Origin of the sequence: Pseudonocardia sp. NPDC049154 (genome assembly GCF_040648315.1) — a bacterium.
Classification (GTDB): domain Bacteria; phylum Actinomycetota; class Actinomycetes; order Mycobacteriales; family Pseudonocardiaceae; genus Pseudonocardia.
Map to the genome: position 1 here is coordinate 1 of NZ_JBEZDN010000106.1, position 17,626 is coordinate 17,626.

Sequence of the window (17,626 nt, forward strand, 5' to 3'; positions counted from 1 at the left end):
CCCTCATACCGGGCGTATTCGGGTGGCCCGGCAACGCCGGCGGGGACGGCGTGGGCGCCGGGAGCGGTGGTGGCGGGTTGGGAGACATGGCCTAGCCGGGACAAGACTCCGTGCCCTGGCACGAGCCCCTGCAGCCCGGCCGCGGCCGCCGGTCCACGACCCGCCCCGCGCAGGATTCTCCGCGTGGCACACCTGATCCGCGGGTCGGCGCAGGTAGCGTGGCGCCCCGTGACGGCAGCACCGACGGTCCCGCAGGCGAGCGCGCTCCCCGAGCACGTCCGCGTCGCCTTCGGCGTGAAGGACGCGACGCCCCGCCCCGTGGTCTGGGCCGGGCAGCGCGCCTGGCACTGCAGCGAGGTCCTGCTGCGCCCGGTCGCCGACAACGCGATGGCCGCATGGTCCGCGGGCGTCCTCGAGACCCTGGACGTGGAGGCCGTCCGGCTGGCCCGCCCCGTCCGCTCGTCCGACGGCCGCTGGGTCGTGGCGGGCTGGGCCGCGTCCCGCTTCCTCGCCGGCGCCTCCGAACCGCGGCACGACGACGTCGTCTCGGCCAGCCTGCGCCTGCACGCCGCGACCGCCACCGTCCAGCGCCCCCGGCTGCTCGACAACCGCGACGACCTGCTGGCCCGCTCCGCCGCCGCGGCGTTCGGCGAGCGCCGCTTCGCCCTCGACGAGGCCTCGGGCGGCCGGCTGTTCGCCGAGCTGGCGGCGCACCGGCGGCCGATGAAGTCGCCGCCGCAGGTCGTGCACGGCGAGCTGTTCGGCGCGGTGCTGTTCGACGGCGACGGTGTCCCCGTGGTCCTCGACCTGGTCCCGTTCTGGCGGCCGCCGGAGTGGGCGGCGGCGGTCGTCGTCGTCGACGCGATCGCGTGGGGCGGGGCCGACGAGGGCCTCATGGACCGGTGGGCGCACCTCGACGAATGGCCCCAGGCGCTGCTGCGCGCCGCGCTGTACCGGCTGGCCCTGCACGCCCAGCACCCCGACGCGTCGGCACGCAGCGTGGCCGGGCTGGAGCGGGTCGCCGGGCTCGTCAGCGCCCGCCTCTGACCCCCTCACATCCCTGACCAGCGCGTTGTGACCTCACACCGCAGCTGAACGCACGTGAGCGGGGCTTTGCGCCCGTGTCACACGGGGCCACTCCGGGGTAATCCCGGCTGCCTACCGTCCTGCGCATCCGAGAGACGTGACCACGGATGCGACCAGGAGGACCGGCGTGACAGCCACCGCAGAAGGACCGACCGACACGGAGACCAGGACCGTGTCCCGAGGCATCGTCGGGGGGCGGTGGATCCAGCAGTGGGAGCCGGAGGACCCCGGTTTCTGGGAGCGCACGGGCAAGGCGGTCGCGAACCGGAACCTCTGGGCGTCGATCTTCGTCGAGCACGTCGGGTTCTCGGTCTGGACCCTGTGGTCGGTCTTCGTCCTGTTCATGGGCCCGGAGTACGGCGTCGACGCGGCCGGGAAGTTCTTCCTCGGCGCGACCGCCACGCTCGTCGGCGCGATCCTGCGGGTGCCCTACACCTTCGCCGTCGCCCGCTTCGGCGGCCGGAACTGGACGGTGATCAGCGGCGCGATGCTGCTGATCCCCACGATCGCTGCCGCGTTCGTGCTCCAGCCGGGCACCCCGTACTCGGTGTTCGTGCTGATGGCGGCCCTGGCCGGCGTCGGCGGCGGCAACTTCGCCTCGTCGATGACGAACATCAACGCCTTCTTCCCCGAGGGCCGCAAGGGCACCGCCCTGGGCCTCAACGCGGGCGGCGGGAACCTCGGCGTCGCGGTGATCCAGCTCATCGCGCTGCTGGTCATCGCCACCTCGGGCGCCGGTCACCCGAAGATCCTGCTCGCGGTCTACATCCCGTTGATCGTGGTCTGCTCGGTCGTCGCGGCCTTCTCGATGGACAACCTGGCGTCGGTCAGCAACGACAAGGGTGCCTTCTCGCTGGCCCTGAAGGAGCGCGACACCGGGATCATGTCGGTGCTCTACATCGGCACCTTCGGTTCCTTCATCGGGTACAGCTTCGCGTTCGGCCTGGTCCTGCAGACCCAGTTCGGCCGCACCCCGCTGCAGGCCGCGGCCGTCACCTTCATCGGCCCGCTGCTCGGTTCGTTCATCCGGCCCATCGGCGGCTGGATGGCCGACAAGCTGGGCGGTGCCAAGGTCAGCGCGGTCAACTTCGGGCTGATGGCGGTGTCGGCGCTGGTCTGCATCCTGGCGTCGGGCACGAACTCGCTGGCGTTGTTCACGCTCGGGTTCATCCTGCTGTTCGTCTTCTCGGGCATCGGCAACGGCTCGACCTACAAGATGATCCCGGCGATCTTCCGCCGGCAGGCCCTGGAGCGGGTCGGTGAGGGTGCGGACCGCGCCGCGGCGATGCTGCACGCCCGCCGCGTCTCCGGTGCCGCGATCGGCCTGATCTCGGCGGTCGGCGCACTCGGCGGCCTGCTGATCAACCTGGCCTTCCGGCAGTCCTTCGCGGCCACGAAGTCCGGGGTCCCGGCGTTCTGGGCCTTCCTGGCCTTCTACGTCCTCTGCGCCGGCATCACCTGGGCCGTCTACCAGCGCCAGACGTCGTCCGTGCGCACCGGCGAGGGCCAGATCGCGTTCGCCCGCGTCTGACCGGTCCCACCCGGCAGCGCACCCCGCACGAACAGCACGAACCCGCACACGGTGCGGGACAGGAGGTCAGCAGTGACGGACACACGGCATCTCGTGGTGGTCGGCAACGGGATGGTCGGGCACCGGCTCGTCTCGGCGCTGCGTGACCGCGACGGGCTCGGCGACTGGCGGATCACCGTCCTCGGCGAGGAGACCCGGCAGGCCTACGACCGGGTCGCCCTGTCGTCGTACGTCGACGGGAAGAGCGAGGAGGAGCTGCGGCTCGCCGAGCTCGCCGATCCGCTGGTGGACCTGCGGCTCGGCGACCCGGCCGTCACGCTCGACCGGGAGCGCCGCACGGTCCGCACCGCCTCCGGCGCCGAGCTCACCTACGACGCCCTGGTCCTCGCCACCGGGTCCGTGCCGTTCGTTCCGCCTGTCCCCGGCCGCGACCTGCCGAACTGCTTCGTCTACCGCACGCTCGACGACCTCGACGCGATCAAGGCGGCCGCCGCGGCCGCGGTCGACCGGCCCGGCCCGGGGCGGCGCTCCGCGGTCGTCGTCGGCGGCGGGCTGCTCGGCCTGGAGGCGGCGCGAGCCATGCGCCTGCTCGGGCTCTCCCCGCAGGTCGTGGAGATCGCGCCGCGGCTCATGCCGGTCCAGGTCGACGAGGGCGGCGGTGCGCTGCTGAAGGACCTGGTCACGAGCCAGGACATCGCCGTGCGGACCGGGGTCGCGGTCAGCGGCATCCGCGAGGAGCGGGACCGGCTGGTCGCCACGCTGTCCGACGAGGTCGAGCTCGACGCCGACGTCGTCGTCTTCTCGGCGGGTATCCGCGCCGCCGACTCGCTGGCCCGCGAGTCCGGGCTGCGCCTTGGCGAGCGCGGCGGCGTCTGGGTGGACGCGACCTGCCGCACCGAGGACGACGACGTGTGGGCGATCGGCGAGGTCGCGGCCCTGGAGGGCCGCACCTACGGCCTGGTCGCGCCGGGGTACGCGATGGCCGAGGTCGTCGCGGACCGGCTGCTCGGCGGGCAGGCCCGGATGACCCCCGAAGAGCTCGACATGTCGACCAAGCTGAAGCTGCTGGGCGTCGAGGTGGCGAGCTTCGGGGACGCGCACGCGGCCACCGAGGGTGCGCTCGAGGTCGTCGTCAACGACCCGGTGGCGGGGACCTACTCGAAGCTCGTGGTGTCCGACGACGCGCAGACCCTGCTCGGCGGGGTGCTGGTCGGCGACGCGTCGAAGTACTCCACGCTCCGCCCGATGGTCGGCATGAAGCTCCCGGCCGACCCGGTCGCGATGATCGCGCCCGGCGGCGTCGAGCTGGGCGCGGATGCGCTGCCGGACTCCGCGCAGATCTGCTCCTGCAACGCTGTGACCAAGGGCGCGCTCAAGAACGCGATCCACGCGGACGGGTGCGCGACGGTCCCGGACCTCAAGGCCGGCACCAAGGCCGGCACGAGCTGCGGCTCCTGTGTGCCGCTGCTGAAGAAGCTGCTGGTCGACGAGGGTGTCGAGGTCTCGAAGGCGATCTGCGAGCACTTCGACTTCTCCCGCGCCGAGCTGTTCCAGATCATCGCGAGCACGGGGATCCGGACGTTCACCGAGGTCGTCGAGAAGCACGGCCGCGGGCGCGGCTGCGACCTCTGCAAGCCCGCGGTCGCCTCGATCCTGGCCTCGCTCGGCGGGGGCCACATCCACGAGGGCGAGCAGGCCGCCCTGCAGGACACCAACGACCACTTCCTCGCCAACATGCAGCGCAACGGCACCTACTCGGTGGTGCCGCGGATCGCGGGCGGCGAGATCACGCCCGAGGGCCTGATCGTGATCGGCGAGGTGGCGCGGGACTTCGGGCTCTACACGAAGATCACCGGCGGCCAGCGGATCGACATGTTCGGCGCCCGCGTCGAGCAGCTGCCCGCGATCTGGAAGCGCCTGGTCGACGCCGGGTTCGAGTCCGGGCACGCCTACGGCAAGTCGCTGCGCACGGTCAAGTCCTGCGTCGGGTCGAGCTGGTGCCGCTACGGCGTGCAGGACTCGGTCGGTATGGCCGTGCTGCTGGAGCTGCGCTACCGCGGGCTGCGCAGCCCGCACAAGCTCAAGTCCGGCGTCTCGGGCTGTGCGCGCGAGTGCGCCGAGGCGCGGTCCAAGGACTTCGGCGTGATCGCCACGGAGAAGGGCTGGAACCTCTACGTCGGCGGCAACGGCGGCGCGACCCCCCGGCACGCGCAGCTCATCGTGCAGGACGTGGACCAGGAGACCCTGATCCGCACCATCGACCGGTTCCTCATGTTCTACATCCGAACCGCGGACCGGCTGCAGCGCACCGCGCCGTGGCTGGAGGAGCTGGAGGGCGGCCTCGATCACCTGCGCGAGGTGATCGTCGACGACACGCTGGGCATCTGCGCCGAGCTCGACGCGGCGATGGCCCTCCACGTCGAGAACTACGCCGACGAGTGGCGCGGGGTCCTCGAGGACCCGAAGAAGCTGGAGCGCTACGTCTCCTTCGTCAACGAGCCGGGGACGCCCGACCCGACCATCTCGTTCGTCACCGAGCGGGGCCAGCCCGTCCCGACGCCGCGGGCGGGTGATCCCGAGCCCGTCCTCATCGGGGTGCCCGCGTTCGGCCGCCAGGAGGTTCAGCGATGACCACGACCGACGAGCGTCCGGCCACCGGGACCACGCTGCGCTGGGAGACCGCCTGCCCGCTGGAGCGCCTGCAGCCCGAGCGCGGCGTCGCGGCCCTGTTCGGTGACGAGCAGGTCGCGATCTTCCGGACCCACGACGGCCGGCTGTACGCCCTGGGCAACGTCGACCCGAAGTCGGGGGCGGCCGTGCTGTCCCGCGGGATCGTCGGCGACCGGGGCGGCGAGCCCGTCGTCGCGTCGCCCGTCTACAAGGAGTCCTTCAGCCTGGTCGACGGCCGGTGCCTCGACACTCCGGGGGTCTCCGTGCCGGTCTATGCGGTCCGTGTGCACGACGGGCTCGTGCAGATCGGGTTACGGTGACCACTCCGGCGTTCAGCATCGACCCCGACGTAGCGGAGAATGCCCCGATGAGCGCCCCCACCACCACCGAGGCGCAGGTCCCTCCGCTGGCGGGCTTCACCGTCGGTGTCACGGCGGCCCGCCGGGCCGAGGAGCTGGGCACGATGCTCGAGCGCCGGGGGGCGTGCGTGCAGCACGGCCCGGCGCTGCGCATCGTCCCGCTGGCCGACGACGCCGAGCTCGAGGCCCGTACGCGCGACCTGATCGAGCGGCCGCCGGACGTCACCGTCGCGACCACGGGCATCGGCTTCCGCGGCTGGATCGAGGCCGCCGACGGCTGGGGGATGGGCGAGGACCTGCTGGCCGCCCTGGCCCACGGCGAGCTGCTGGCCCGCGGCCCGAAGGCGCGCGGGCAGATCCGCGCGTCCGGGCTGACGGAGGTGTGGTCCCCGCCGTCGGAGTCGTCCGCCGAGGTGCTCGACCACCTGCTCGAGGAAGGGGTCGACGGCCGGCGCATCGCGGTCCAGCTGCACGGCGAGCCCCTGCCCGACGTCGTCGAGGCGCTCGAGATGGCCGGCGCCGAGGTCGTCGAGGTGCCGGTCTACCGGTGGGTGCCGCCCGCCGACCTCGCCCCGATGGACCGGCTGACCGATCTCGTGCTGGCCGGCGGCGTCGACATGCTGACCTTCACCAGCGCGCCCGCGGCTGCGAGCCTGCTGGCCCGGGCGGCCGAGCGCAGGCTGCGGGACGAGCTGATCGCGGCGCTGCGCGGCCCGGTGCTGGTCGTGTGCGTCGGGCCGGTCACGGCCGCGCCGCTGGAGGCCGTCGACGTCCCGACGCTGCAGCCGCAGCGCTCGCGCCTCGGCGCGATGGTCCGCGCGCTGGAGGCCGAGGCCCCGGCCCGCGCCCGGCGGCTGCCCGTCGCCGGGCACCGGCTGGAGCTGCGCGGCCACGCCGCCCTGGTCGACGGCGAGCTGAAGGCGGTGCCGCCCACCGGGATGGCCCTGCTCCGGGTGCTCGCCCGGCGTCCGGGCCGGGTGGTGTCGCGCGCCGAGCTGCTGCGCGCGCTGCCCGGTGGGGGCGACGACGAGCACGCCGTCGAGACGGCGATGGCCCGGCTCCGCTCGGCGCTGGGGGTGCCGAAGCTGATCCAGACCGTGGTGAAGCGGGGCTACCGGCTCGCGCTCGACCCCAACGCCGGTCCGTCGCCGGTCGGTGGGCACTGCGTCTCCGGGGACGAGCGGTGAGGGCCGTTCCGCCGGCCGACCTGTCCGTTCCGATGCAGGCGTCGTCGCCGGAGGAGTGGTCCGGGTCGCGGCCCCCGTTGGTCCTGGTCGCCCACGGGAGCCGGTCCGACGCCGCCGACGCGGTCGTCCAGGAGATCGCGGCCGGGGCACGGGTCGCGCTGCCCGGTGTCGAGGTGCGGGTCGGGTACGTCGACGTCCGGCGACCGGCCGTCGCCGACGCGATCCGGGGGCTCGACGGCGCCGTGGTCCTGCCCGCCTTCCTGGCCTCCGGCTACCACGTGCGCACCGACCTCCCCGCCCAGCTCGCCGAGGCCGGCGCGGACCCGGATCGCTTCGTGGTCACCCCCGCGCTCGGCCCCGACCCGCTGCTCGTCCGCGCCGCGCTGGCCCGGCTGGCCGACGCCGGGCACCGGGTCGGCGACACGGTCGTCCTGGCGGCGGCCGGGTCCTCCGACGCCGCGGCGATCGCCGAGGTCCGTGCCGCGGGGAAGATGCTGGCCGACGCCCTCGGCCGCGGCGTACGTGTCGGGTTCGCCGCCACCGCCGCCCCCCGGATCGACGCGCTGGTCGACGGCCTGCGCCGGGCCGGGTCCGAGCGAATCTCCGTGGTGTCCTGGCTGCTCGCGCCGGGGGTCTTCCACACCCGCATCCGTGACTCCGGTGCGGACGTGGTGGGCGACCCGCTGGGCGCCCACCCGGACGTCGTCGCCGCCGTGGTGTCGCGCTACCACGCCGGCGTCGAGACCGGGACGGTCGCGGCCTAACAGCCCCTGTGAGTGGCGATGGTCGCTATAGCGACTATCGCCACTCACGAGGGACGGGGTGGGGGCGCGATCTTGCGAGCGCCGGATGTGATCGTCGGGTGCGTGCAGCAATGGCTCGCTGAGGGACCGTGGTTGCACCCGACTGCTGATCATGGTGGGGGTCGTCGGGGAGGCGCGGCTCGTTCATGATCGTCGTTTGGGTGCGCCAGGGGCAGGTGCGCAGGGCCTCTACGCACTCAAAGCGCGATCATCGAATCCCGCGGCGCATTTGATCGTCGGATGCGTGCACCCACGGCTTGCTGATAAGCCCTGGCTGCACCTCGATGTTGATCATGGCTCGGGTCGTCGAGGAGCAGCATCTCGTCCATGATCACCGGTGGGGGCGTCGCGGGCTGCTCTGAAGGCCCTCCGCGCACTTGGTCCGCGATCACCAAGGAATGCGGTACCCGTGATCGCGGGGTGCGTGCACTCAGGGCTCGCCAGGATGCCGTCGCTGCACTCGGCCGCTGATCATGGTGGAGGTCGTCGAGGAGCTGCGTGTCCCGTGATCGTCGGGGGGTGCGTCGGGCGTGGGCTCCCAACCCCGACTGCACGAAATCGTTGATCAGCGGCGGTCGCGGGGGAGGCGGCCGTCGACGAGGAGCACGCCCTCGGCCCGCAGCCGCGCGGACTGCTCCTGCGCGATGTGCGGGGCGCAGGTGCCGTCGGCGCGCAGGACGCGGTGCCAGGGCAGGTCGTGCCCGTCCTCCGCGAGGATCCGGCCCACCAGCCGGGCGCGGCCGGGGATGCCGGCGTCGGCGGCGACCCGGCCGTACGTGCTGGTCGCGCCCGGCGGGATCGCGGCGACGACGGCCCGCACCCGCTCGAGCGTCTCCTCGTCCATCAGTCCTCCAGGAAACCCTGCAGATGTCCCGCGACCTCGGCGGTCCGCTCGAGGTACAGCATGTGCCCGGTGTCCACCGGTGTGATCGTGAGCTGCTCGCCCAGCTCGGTGCGGCAGGCCTCGAGCCACTTCTCCGAGACGAAGTCGGCCCCGGTGGCGGGCATGATCAGCGTCGGACGGCCCGCCGGCGGCACCACGGCCTCGCGCGCCATCTCGCCCCACGCCGCGACCAGCGCCGCGCGCGAGTAGCGCCACCGCCACGCCCCGTCCCGCTCCTCGAGGTGGGCCTCGACCTCGGCGTCGACCAGCGCCGACGGCACAGCGGCCCAGCTCTCCGCCTTGGCCGCGCGCGCCGCCTCCCGGTCGGGGTAGGACTCGTCCTCCCGGGACTCCTCCGCGGTCTCGAGCATGTCCTGCGGGTCCAGGCCGATCGCCGGGTCGAGCAGCACCAGCTTCGTGACGCGCTCCGGTGCGGTGCGGGCGAGGTGCGTGGCGATCGCCCCGCCGAACGAGTGCCCGACGACAGCCGCTCGCTCGACCCCGTGCGCGTCGAGCACCCCGAGCGCGTCGGCGACGTGCTGCTCCAGGTTCCACGGCGGCGCCCACGGCGACCGCCCGTGCCCACGCAGGTCGACGCCGAGCCAGCGCAGCGCCGACAGTGCCTCGGTCACCGGGCGGAAGCGCAGGCCGTGCCCGGTGACGCCGTGCAGGGCGAGCACCGGCGCGCCGGCGGGGTCGCCGGCGGGATGGACGTGGAGGGGGGCGTCGGGCATGCGGTGATCGTGCCACCCGACCCCGACAGGATCGCCCGTGATCCGCGCCTCCCGCCGCGAGCGGCACAGAACCGCTGCCGGCGCAACCGTGCGGTGCCGCTCGGAACGATCACCGGGCGGCGAGAGCCCGCGGCCGTCACGCGAGCGTCGTCGTGAGGACACTCCTGTCACACTCGGAACGATCATCCCCGTCGCGACCCGCCCCGTCGCGACCCGCCCCGTCGCGACCCGCCACGGCGACCCGACGCCCCCGCGACCTGCTACCCGCGACTGGCGACCTCGGGAACGGCGACCCCGCTCGAAACTGTCGGTGGGGCGTGGTCGAATCTCGGACCGTGACCCCCGATCCCGCCCGCCGCGCCGCGGTCGACGGCCTGCCCGTCGGCGGCGGTCGCGCGAGCGCGGCCGAGGGGCCGCTGCTGGTCCGCCCGCCCCGGCCCGCGACGCCGGAGCCGGACTGGGAGGCGGCGGCGCGGCGGGTCGTCGAGCACGAGGCAGGGCCGCTGCGGGTGATCGGCGGGCCGGGCACCGGAAAGACCACCGTGCTGGTGGAAAGCGTGGCGCGGCGGGTCCGGGCGGGGGTCGACCCGGGTCGCGTCCTGTTCCTCGTCGGCAGCCGGCGCGCGGCCGCGGACCTGCGCGAACGCCTCATCCGCAGGATCCACCCGGACGACCCGGCTGCCACCGCGATCCAGGCCCGTACCTCGCGCGAGATGCTCGTGCGCACCGTGCACTCGTACGCGTTCGGGATCATGCGACTGCACGCGGCGCGCGCCGGCGACCCGCCGCCCCGGCTGCTAGCAGGTGCGGAGCAGGACGCGGTCGTCCGCGACCTCCTGGCCGGCGAGATCGCGAACTGGAACGGCAGCGTCCCCGGCTCGGGCTGGCCCGAGCGGCTGCGGCCGGCGCTCGGCATCCCCGCGTTCGCCGCCGAGCTGCGCGAGCTCCTGCTGCGCGCGGAGGAGCGCGGGCTGGGCCCCGAGGAGCTCCTCGGTCTCGGGGAGCGCCACGGGGTGCCGGAGTGGGAGGCCGCCGGCCGCTTCTTCCGCACGTACGAGCAGGTCATCCTGCTGCGGGGCGCCGCGGGCCGGGCGGCGCCGCAGGCCACCGCACCTGCGCTCGACTCCGCGGAGCTGGTCGCCGCGGCGCTCGACGCGCTCGCCTTCGACCCCGAGCTGCTCCACACGGAGCGCGAGCGCGTCCGCCACCTCCTGGTCGACGACGCGCAGGACCTCGACCCCCAGCAGCTCGAGCTGGTCCGGGTGCTGGCCCGCACCGCCACCAGCACGTTGATCGCCGGCGACCCGGACCAGGCCGTTCTCGGGTTCCGCGGCGCCGACCCGGACGGGCTGCGCGCGGTCGACGCACCCACCGCGGTGCTCACGGTCGACCACCGGCAGCGGGACGCGGTGCGTGCCGCGGGCGCCCGGCTGGCGTCGCGGCTCTCCGGCTCGGGGGAGGGCCGGCTGCGGGTCGCCCCCGCGACGGTGTCGCACGAGGTTCCGGACCCCGGTTCGGTGCTGGTCCGCACGTTCTCGTCGGCGGCCACCGAGGCGGCCTGGATCGCCGACCGGCTGCGGCGCTCCCACCTCGTCGACGGCGTGCCGTGGTCGGAGATGGCGGTGCTGTCGCGGTCGGCGCGGCGGACCCTCCCGGCCCTGCGGCGCGCGCTGGTCGCGGCGGGGGTCCCGATCGCGGCGCCGCCCGAGGAGCTGCCGCTCGCGCGCCAGCCCGCGGTGCTGCCGTTCCTGCTGATCCTGCGGGCCGCCACCCGGCCCGAGGAGATCGACGCCGACGCCGCCACCGCGCTGCTGACCTCGGCGCTCGGCTCCGGCGATCCGATGCGGATGCGCCGGCTGCGCCGCGGCCTCCTGCGTCTGCACGCCGCGGGGGAAGAGGGCCGGCGCAGGCGTGCCGCGGACCCCACCGGTTCCGCCCCGCCGGCCAGTCCCGGCCCAACCCCGATCCCGCCCGCCGATCCCGCCTCGTCCGTCGGCCCCATCCTCGTCCCGGCGTCCGAGTCGGCGCCGTCCCCGGACCCCCACGACCTCTCGGCGGAGGACGTCGAGCGTGTCGGCAGCGACCCGCTGCTGGTCGAGGCCCTGCGTGCCGCCGCGGCCGGCCGTCCCGATCCGCTGACCGCGCTCCCGCCCGGCGACAGCGCACCGCTCCGCGCGGTGTCGACCCTGCTGGCCACGGCCGCCGAGGCCGCCGGCGAGGGCCGCACGGTCGAGGAGGTCCTGTGGCGGGTCTGGCAGCGCAGCGGCCTCGCCCGCCGCTGGGCTGCCGCCAGCGCCCGCGGCGGTCCCGTGGGCGCGGCCGCGGACCGGGACCTCGACGCCGTCCTGGCGCTGTTCGACGCCGCCGCCCGCTACACCGACCGGCTCCCGGGGGCGGACGTCGCCGGCTTCGCGGAGTACCTCGGCGACCAGCACCTCCCCGGCGACACCCAGACCGCCGGCGCCCCACGGGAGGACGCGGTCGCCCTGCTCACCGCGCACGCCGCCCGCGGCCGCGAGTGGGAGGTCGTCGCCGTGCCCGGTGTCCAGGAGGGAAGCTGGCCGGACCTGCGGCTGCGCGGCAGCCTGCTGGGCAACGAGCGGCTGGTCGACGTCGTCGCCGGCGTCGCCGAACCGACCGGCGCCGAGGCGGTCGTGTCCCGGGTCGCCCCGCTGCTCGCCGAGGAGCGGCGGCTGTTCTACGTCGCCTGCACCCGTGCCCGGCGCACGCTGCTGGTCAGTGCGGTGCACGCGGAAGACGAGCAGCCCTCCCGGTTCCTCGACGAGCTCGACCCGCTCCCGGCCGACACCACCGAGGGCCGGCCCACCTTCCGGCCGGGCCGCGCGCTCGTCCTGGCCGAGCTGGTCGGCGAGCTGCGCCGCGCCGTCACCGAGCCGGACCACGGCGATCCCGCCCGGGCGGCCCGGCGCAGGCGCGCGGCGGCCCAGCTGGCCCGGCTCGCCGCGGAGAAGGTGCCCGGGGCGCACCCGGACGACTGGTACGGCCTGCCCGAGCCGTCGGCCGAGGCGCCGCTGCGCCCCGAGGGCGAGATCGTGCCCGTGTCGCCGTCGGACATCGAGCGGATCCTGTCCTGCCCGCTGCGCTGGGTGCTGGAGCGACACGGCGGCAACGAGACCGGTGCGCTGTCGGCCGTCACCGGCTCGCTCGTCCACGCCCTCGTGCAGGCGCAGGCCGCGGGTGCCGAGCCCGCGGAGATCGACGCCGCCCTGCGGACCGCCTGGGCCCGGCTCGACGCGGGCGCGCCCTGGTACGGCCGCCGCGAGCTGGCCCGGGTCCGCGGCATGCTCGCCGGTTACGCGCAATGGCTGCGGGAGAGCCGCGAGCAGGGCCTGCGGCTGGTCGCGGTCGAGCATCCCGTCCAGCTCGACATCGAGGGCGACGACCCGGACGAGGTCGAGGTCGGTACGCCCCGCCCCACCGTGCGGCTCCGCGGCCGGGTCGACCGGCTGGAGGTCGACGCGGAGGGCCGCCCGGTCGTCGTCGATGTGAAGACGGGGCGGACCGCGGTCAGCGCCGCCTCGGCCGCCGAGCACCCGCAGCTCGCGGTCTACCAGCTCGCCGCGACCCTGGGCGCCTTCTCGGACCTGGTCGGCGAGGGTGCCCGGCCGGGCGGGGCGCGCCTGGTGTTCGTGGCCGACCGCAAGGCCACGGGCTCGCCGAAGGAACCCGTGCAGCCCCCGCTCGACGCCGAGGCGGCCGGACAGTGGCGGGACGTCGTCTGGGAGGCCGCGCGGCAGACCTCCGGACCGGCGTACGTCGCACGCGTCGGACCGGATTGCGACCGTTGCCCCGTTCGGGGGAGTTGCCCCGCGGTCGAGTCCGGTCGGTCGGTGGTCGAGGAGTGAGCCGGGCGGGCTGCCCGCCCGCCCGCTCCCACCTGCGGCGACCGTGCACCGCGCCCCTGTGCCCGCTCGGAGGGTCGGGCCTCACCCGGCCGGGTGTTCGCGCTAGGTTCGGGCGCGTCCCCCTTGCGTTTCATCCCGCCGCGTCGTGGCTCCCCGCGTCGTCGCCCGGCGGTTCGGTCCCTGGAGGCCCCGTGTCCCGCCAACGCGTCCGTGCGGTCGGCATCGCCGGCCTGCTGGCCGTCGTGCTCAGCGCGTGCGGCTCCGCGGCCGAGCCCGAGCTGACCGCCGCCCCCGACACGTCGCAGGGCGCGGTGCTCGCGCCCACGACCACGCCGCCCCCGCCGACCTCCTCGGCCGTGCCGACACCCGCGCCGACCAGCACGGCGACCCCGAAGCCGACCACGAAGAAGCCGGCCCCGAACGCCGCCCGCCAGGCCGCGGCCGCCTCGTCCGGCGTCGCCTGGGTGCCCGCGGGAGGCGACGAGTTCAACGGCGGTTCCCTCGACAAGGGCACCTGGGGCGCCTACGACTCCAAGGGCGCGTTCGGCAACGGCACGCGCAGCCCCGACGCGGTGTCCGTGGTGGACGGCGCGCTCACGATCACCGCCCGCCCCGGCGACGGCGGTGTGTCCGGCGGCGTCGGCCACTCGAAGGGGCAGCTGTACGGGCGCTGGGAGTTCCGCGCGCGCACCGACAAGGGGCGCGGCTGGGGCTCGGCGATCCTGCTCTGGCCGGACTCGGAGAAGTGGCCGGACGACGGCGAGCTCGACATGATGGAGGTCCCCGGCGAGAACCGGGACCTGGCGCACACGATCATCCACTACGGAGGATCGGCCAACAAGACGTTCGGCGACGCCACCAAGGGCGACTTCTCGCAGTGGCACACGTTCGCGTTCGAGTGGCTCCCGGACCGGCTGACCGCCTACATCGACGGCAGGAAGACGTTCGAGACCACCGACAGGGCGATGATCCCGACCACGCCGATGCACGCCACCATCCAGCTCGACCAGGGCCCGGCCAAGGACTGGCTCGCCGCGCCGGACGAGTCGACCCCGCCCGAGACCCGGCTGCAGGTCGACTACATGCGGGTCTCCTCGCTGCCCGGGCAGGCCGCCTGACCGGTCCTGTCGGTGCCGTCGGGTAGACAGGTGCCGTGACGATCGCCGCCCCCGACACGGGTCTCGCGCCCGCGGTGCTGGCGCGCGCCCTCGGGCTGCCGCCGCCCACCGAGGAGCAGGCCGCGGTGATCGCCGCGCCGCCCGAGTCCGCGCTGGTCGTGGCCGGGGCCGGCGCGGGCAAGACGGAGACGATGGCGGCCCGCGTCGTCTGGCTCGTGGCCACCGGGCAGGTGCTGCCCGAGCAGGTCCTCGGGCTCACGTTCACCCGCAAGGCCGCCCAGCAGCTCGGCACGCGTGTCCGCTCGCGGCTTCGCCGCCTGGCCGGCTCCCCGCTGCTCGACGAGCTGGACCCGGGTGGCGGCCGGCGCGCGGCCCTGCTGGCGGGCGAGCCGACCGTCGCGACCTACCACGCCTACGCCGGCCGACTCGTCGCCGAGCACGCGCTGCGGCTGCCGGCCGAGCCGGCGTCGCGGCTGCTGGGCGAGACGGCGGCGTGGCAGCTCGCGCACCGCGTCGTCTCGTCCTGGGCGGCGGACCTCGAGGTCGACCGGGTGCCGGCCACGGTCACGGGCTACCTGCTGGCGCTGGCCGGGGAGCTCGGGGAGCACCTCGTCGAACCGGAGCGGTTGCGCTCCTTCACCTCCGGCCTGCTCGCGGTGCTGGAGAACGCGCCGCCGGGCAAGCGCCAGCGGGCCGAGCCGTCGCAGAAGTACCGGGACCGGATGGGGGCGCAGCGGCTGCGGGCGGAGCTGCTCCCGCTGGTCGAGGAGTACGCGCGGCGCAAGTCCGCCGAGCGCGCCATGGACTTCTCCGACCAGCTCGCGATCGCCGCCCGGGTCGCGGAGGCCCGGCCCGAGGTCGGCGCGATCGAGCGGGCGCAGTACCGGGCCGTGCTGCTCGACGAGTACCAGGACACCGGGCACGCCCAGCGCGTCCTGCTCCGCGCGCTCTTCGGCCGGATCCCGGGCGAGCCCGCGCGCGAGGAGCCGCTGGCGGTGACCGCGGTCGGCGACCCCTGCCAGTCCATCTACGGCTGGCGCGGGGCGAGCGCGGGCAACCTCACCCGGTTCCGCACCGACTTCCCGCGGCCCGGCGGCGAGCCCGCGCGTGAGTACGGGCTGCTCACGAGCTTCCGCAATCCCGCCGAGGTGCTGGACCTGGCCAACGCCGTGTCCGAGCCGCTGCGCACCGCGCCGGACTCGGTGGCCGTCGGGGCGCTGCGGCCCGGTCCCAAGGCCGTGCCCGGGGACGTGCGGGTGGCCCTGCACCCGGACGTCGTCACCGAGGTCGAGTGGGTGGCCGACGGCATCGCCACCCACTGGCGGGCCCGCGACGCGGCCGGGGAGGGCCCGCCGACCTCGGCGGTGCTGGTCCGCCGCCGCGGCGACATGGACGCCCTGGCCGCCGCGCTGCGGGCCCGCGGGCTGCCGGTGGAGGTCGTCGGGCTGGGCGGGCTGCTCGACACCCCGGAGGTCCGCGACCTGGTCAGCGCGCTGCGGATCGTGGCGGACCCGCTGGCCGGGCCCGCCGCGGTCCGGCTGCTGACCGGCGCCCGCTGGCGGCTGGGCGTGAGCGACCTGGCCGCGCTGTGGGCGCGGGCCCGGGAGCTGGTGCCGCCACTGCCGTCGCGCCCCGGGCCGCTGCCGCCGGCGGAGCTCGCGCTGGGCGCGCTGCCGGGGGAGCAGGCCGAGCAGGCGGGCCTGGTCGACGCGCTCGACGATCCGGGCGAAGCCGAGCGCTACTCCCCGGCCGGGTACGCGCGGATCACCCGGCTCGCGCGCGAGCTGTCCTGGCTGCGGTCACGGGCCTCGGCGCCGCTCACCGACCTGGTGGCCGACGTCGAGCGGGTCCTGCTGCTCGACGTGGAGACCGCCGCCCGGCCCGGCCCCGCCGGCCGGGCGCACCTCGACGCGTTCGCGGACGTCGTCGCCGACTTCGCGACCGGTGCCGAGGTGGCGAGCCTGCCGGCCCTGCTCGACTACCTCGAGACCGCCGAGAAGGCCGAGGACGGGCTGTCCCCGGGCGAGGTCGAGGTGGCCGAGGACCGCGTGCAGATCCTCACCGTGCACGCCGCGAAGGGCTTGGAGTGGGAGGTCGTGGCGGTGCCCCACGTGGTCACCCAGGTGTTCCCCGGGCGGCGGATGTCCGGCACCTGGCTCACGGGCGTGGCCGAGCTGCCCGTCCCGCTGCGGGGCGACGCGGACGACCTGCCCGGGCTGTACCTGCCGCCGGGCCCGGACCGCAAGCAGGTGGAACTGGCGCTCGACGAGCACGACACCGCCCTCGAGGAGCGCCGGAAGACGGAGGAGCGGCGGCTGTTCTACGTGGCGCTCACCCGCTCCGAGCACGTCCTGCTCTGCTCGGGCCACCACTGGGGCGCCACGGGGTCGAAGCCGCGCGGGCCGTCGCCGTTCCTCCAGGAGCTGCGCGCGATCGCCGAGCCCGAGGTGTGGGCGGAGCCGCCGGAGGAGGGCGCCGAGAACCCGGTGCTCGCCGAGCAGGTCACCGCCGCGTGGCCCGCGGACCCGCTCGGCTCCCGCGCCGGCGCGGTGCACGAGGGCGCGGACCTGGTCCGCGAGGCGATCCGCACGCAGGAGCGGGCGCGGCGGGCCGAACGGCGCCGGGCCCGCGAGACCGACCAGCTGAGCTTCGACATCGAGCCCGAGCCGGTGGAGGAGCCGGACCCGGAGGGCTGGGCGGCCGACGTCGAGGTCCTGCTGGCCGAGCGCGCCGCCGGGATCGCCCGCCCGTCGGTCGCGCTCCCGGGGCACGTGTCGGTGAGCCAGCTCGTCGAGCTCGCGGCCGATGCGGACGCGTTCGCCGCGGGCCTGCGCCGCCCGCTGCCGCTGCCGCCGAACCCGCACGCCCGCCGCGGCACCGCGTTCCACGCCTGGCTGGAGCAGCGGTTCGGGGCGGAGCGCCTGCTCGACATCGACGAGCTGCCCGGCGCGGCGGACGAGGGGGCGAGCGAGTCGTCCGACGCCGAGCTGACCGAGCTCCAGGAGGCCTTCCTCGCCTCGGAGTGGGCGGACCGGGTGCCGGTGGAGGCGGAGGTGTCGTTCGAGACGGTGCTGGCCGGGGTCGCGGTCCGCGGCCGGATGGACGCTGTGTTCGCCGACCCGGACGGCGGGTTCACCGTCGTCGACTGGAAGACGGGGGCGGTGCCGGACGAGTCGCGCCGGCACGCGGTCGGGGTGCAGCTCGCGGTGTACCGGCTGGCGTGGGCGGCGCTGGCAGAGGTGCCGCCGGAGAAGGTGCGGGCGGCGTTCCACTACGTGCGCGAGGGCGTCACCCTCCGGCCCGCCGACCTCGAGACCGCCGGGGAGCTGCACGCCATGATCCGCGGCATCCCCGAACGCCCCTGAGCATCATGGAACCATCACGCTCGA

General features: G+C 75.4%; 11 protein-coding genes. 9 read left to right on the forward strand and 2 right to left on the reverse strand.

All coding sequences use genetic code 11. The features are described 5' to 3' along the window. Positions 1 to 228: 228 nt before the first annotated feature. The 6 genes from AB0B41_RS33190 (at position 229) to AB0B41_RS33215 (ending at position 7,597) form a co-directional block, all read left to right on the forward strand. Positions 229 to 1,047, forward strand: a complete 819-nt coding sequence (locus tag AB0B41_RS33190) for a TIGR02569 family protein (protein ID WP_358210410.1) — start codon at positions 229 to 231, stop codon at positions 1,045 to 1,047. 211 nt (positions 1,048 to 1,258) lie between these two features. Next, a complete protein-coding gene (locus tag AB0B41_RS33195) occupies positions 1,259 to 2,617 on the forward strand; it encodes a nitrate/nitrite transporter (RefSeq protein WP_358210448.1) in 1,359 nt (452 codons plus the stop codon). Between the two features lie 72 nt (positions 2,618 to 2,689). Beyond that, positions 2,690 to 5,248 (forward strand): nitrite reductase large subunit NirB, encoded by a 2,559-nt coding sequence (nirB, locus tag AB0B41_RS33200; protein WP_358210412.1) that lies wholly within the window; start codon positions 2,690 to 2,692, stop codon positions 5,246 to 5,248. Beyond that, on the forward strand, positions 5,245 to 5,607 hold the full coding sequence (nirD, locus tag AB0B41_RS33205) for a nitrite reductase small subunit NirD (RefSeq protein WP_358210414.1): 363 nt from the start codon (positions 5,245 to 5,247) through the stop codon (positions 5,605 to 5,607). The genes nirB and nirD overlap by 4 nt, the downstream gene beginning before the upstream one ends. Positions 5,608 to 5,654: 47 nt before the next feature. Next, complete coding sequence (locus AB0B41_RS33210) at positions 5,655 to 6,833, forward strand: uroporphyrinogen-III synthase (protein WP_358210416.1); 1,179 nt, start codon at positions 5,655 to 5,657, stop codon at positions 6,831 to 6,833. Continuing rightward, positions 6,830 to 7,597: a CbiX/SirB N-terminal domain-containing protein gene (locus AB0B41_RS33215; protein WP_358210418.1), complete on the forward strand. Its 768-nt coding sequence runs from the start codon at positions 6,830 to 6,832 to the stop codon at positions 7,595 to 7,597. The genes AB0B41_RS33210 and AB0B41_RS33215 overlap by 4 nt, the downstream gene beginning before the upstream one ends. 604 nt (positions 7,598 to 8,201) lie before the next feature. Here AB0B41_RS33215 and AB0B41_RS33220 read toward each other — a convergent pair. Beyond that, complete coding sequence (locus AB0B41_RS33220; protein ID WP_358210420.1) at positions 8,202 to 8,480, reverse strand: MGMT family protein; 279 nt, start codon at positions 8,478 to 8,480, stop codon at positions 8,202 to 8,204. Next, a complete protein-coding gene (locus AB0B41_RS33225; protein WP_358210422.1) occupies positions 8,480 to 9,253 on the reverse strand; it encodes an alpha/beta hydrolase in 774 nt (257 codons plus the stop codon). The genes AB0B41_RS33220 and AB0B41_RS33225 overlap by 1 nt, the downstream gene beginning before the upstream one ends. A 335-nt stretch (positions 9,254 to 9,588) precedes the next feature. On the opposite strand from AB0B41_RS33225, the gene AB0B41_RS33230 reads away from it, so the two are divergent. The 3 genes from AB0B41_RS33230 (at position 9,589) to AB0B41_RS33240 (ending at position 17,602) form a co-directional block, all read left to right on the forward strand. Beyond that, positions 9,589 to 13,119, forward strand: a complete 3,531-nt coding sequence (locus AB0B41_RS33230; protein ID WP_358210424.1) for an ATP-dependent DNA helicase — start codon at positions 9,589 to 9,591, stop codon at positions 13,117 to 13,119. A 191-nt stretch (positions 13,120 to 13,310) separates the two neighbouring features. Then, on the forward strand, positions 13,311 to 14,237 hold the full coding sequence (locus tag AB0B41_RS33235) for a glycoside hydrolase family 16 protein (protein ID WP_358210426.1): 927 nt from the start codon (positions 13,311 to 13,313) through the stop codon (positions 14,235 to 14,237). Between the two features lie 35 nt (positions 14,238 to 14,272). After that, the gene (locus tag AB0B41_RS33240; RefSeq protein ID WP_358210428.1) at positions 14,273 to 17,602 is read left to right on the forward strand and encodes an ATP-dependent DNA helicase; all 3,330 of its coding nucleotides are present in this window, start codon (positions 14,273 to 14,275) and stop codon (positions 17,600 to 17,602) included. The last annotated feature ends 24 nt before the right edge of the window (positions 17,603 to 17,626 follow it).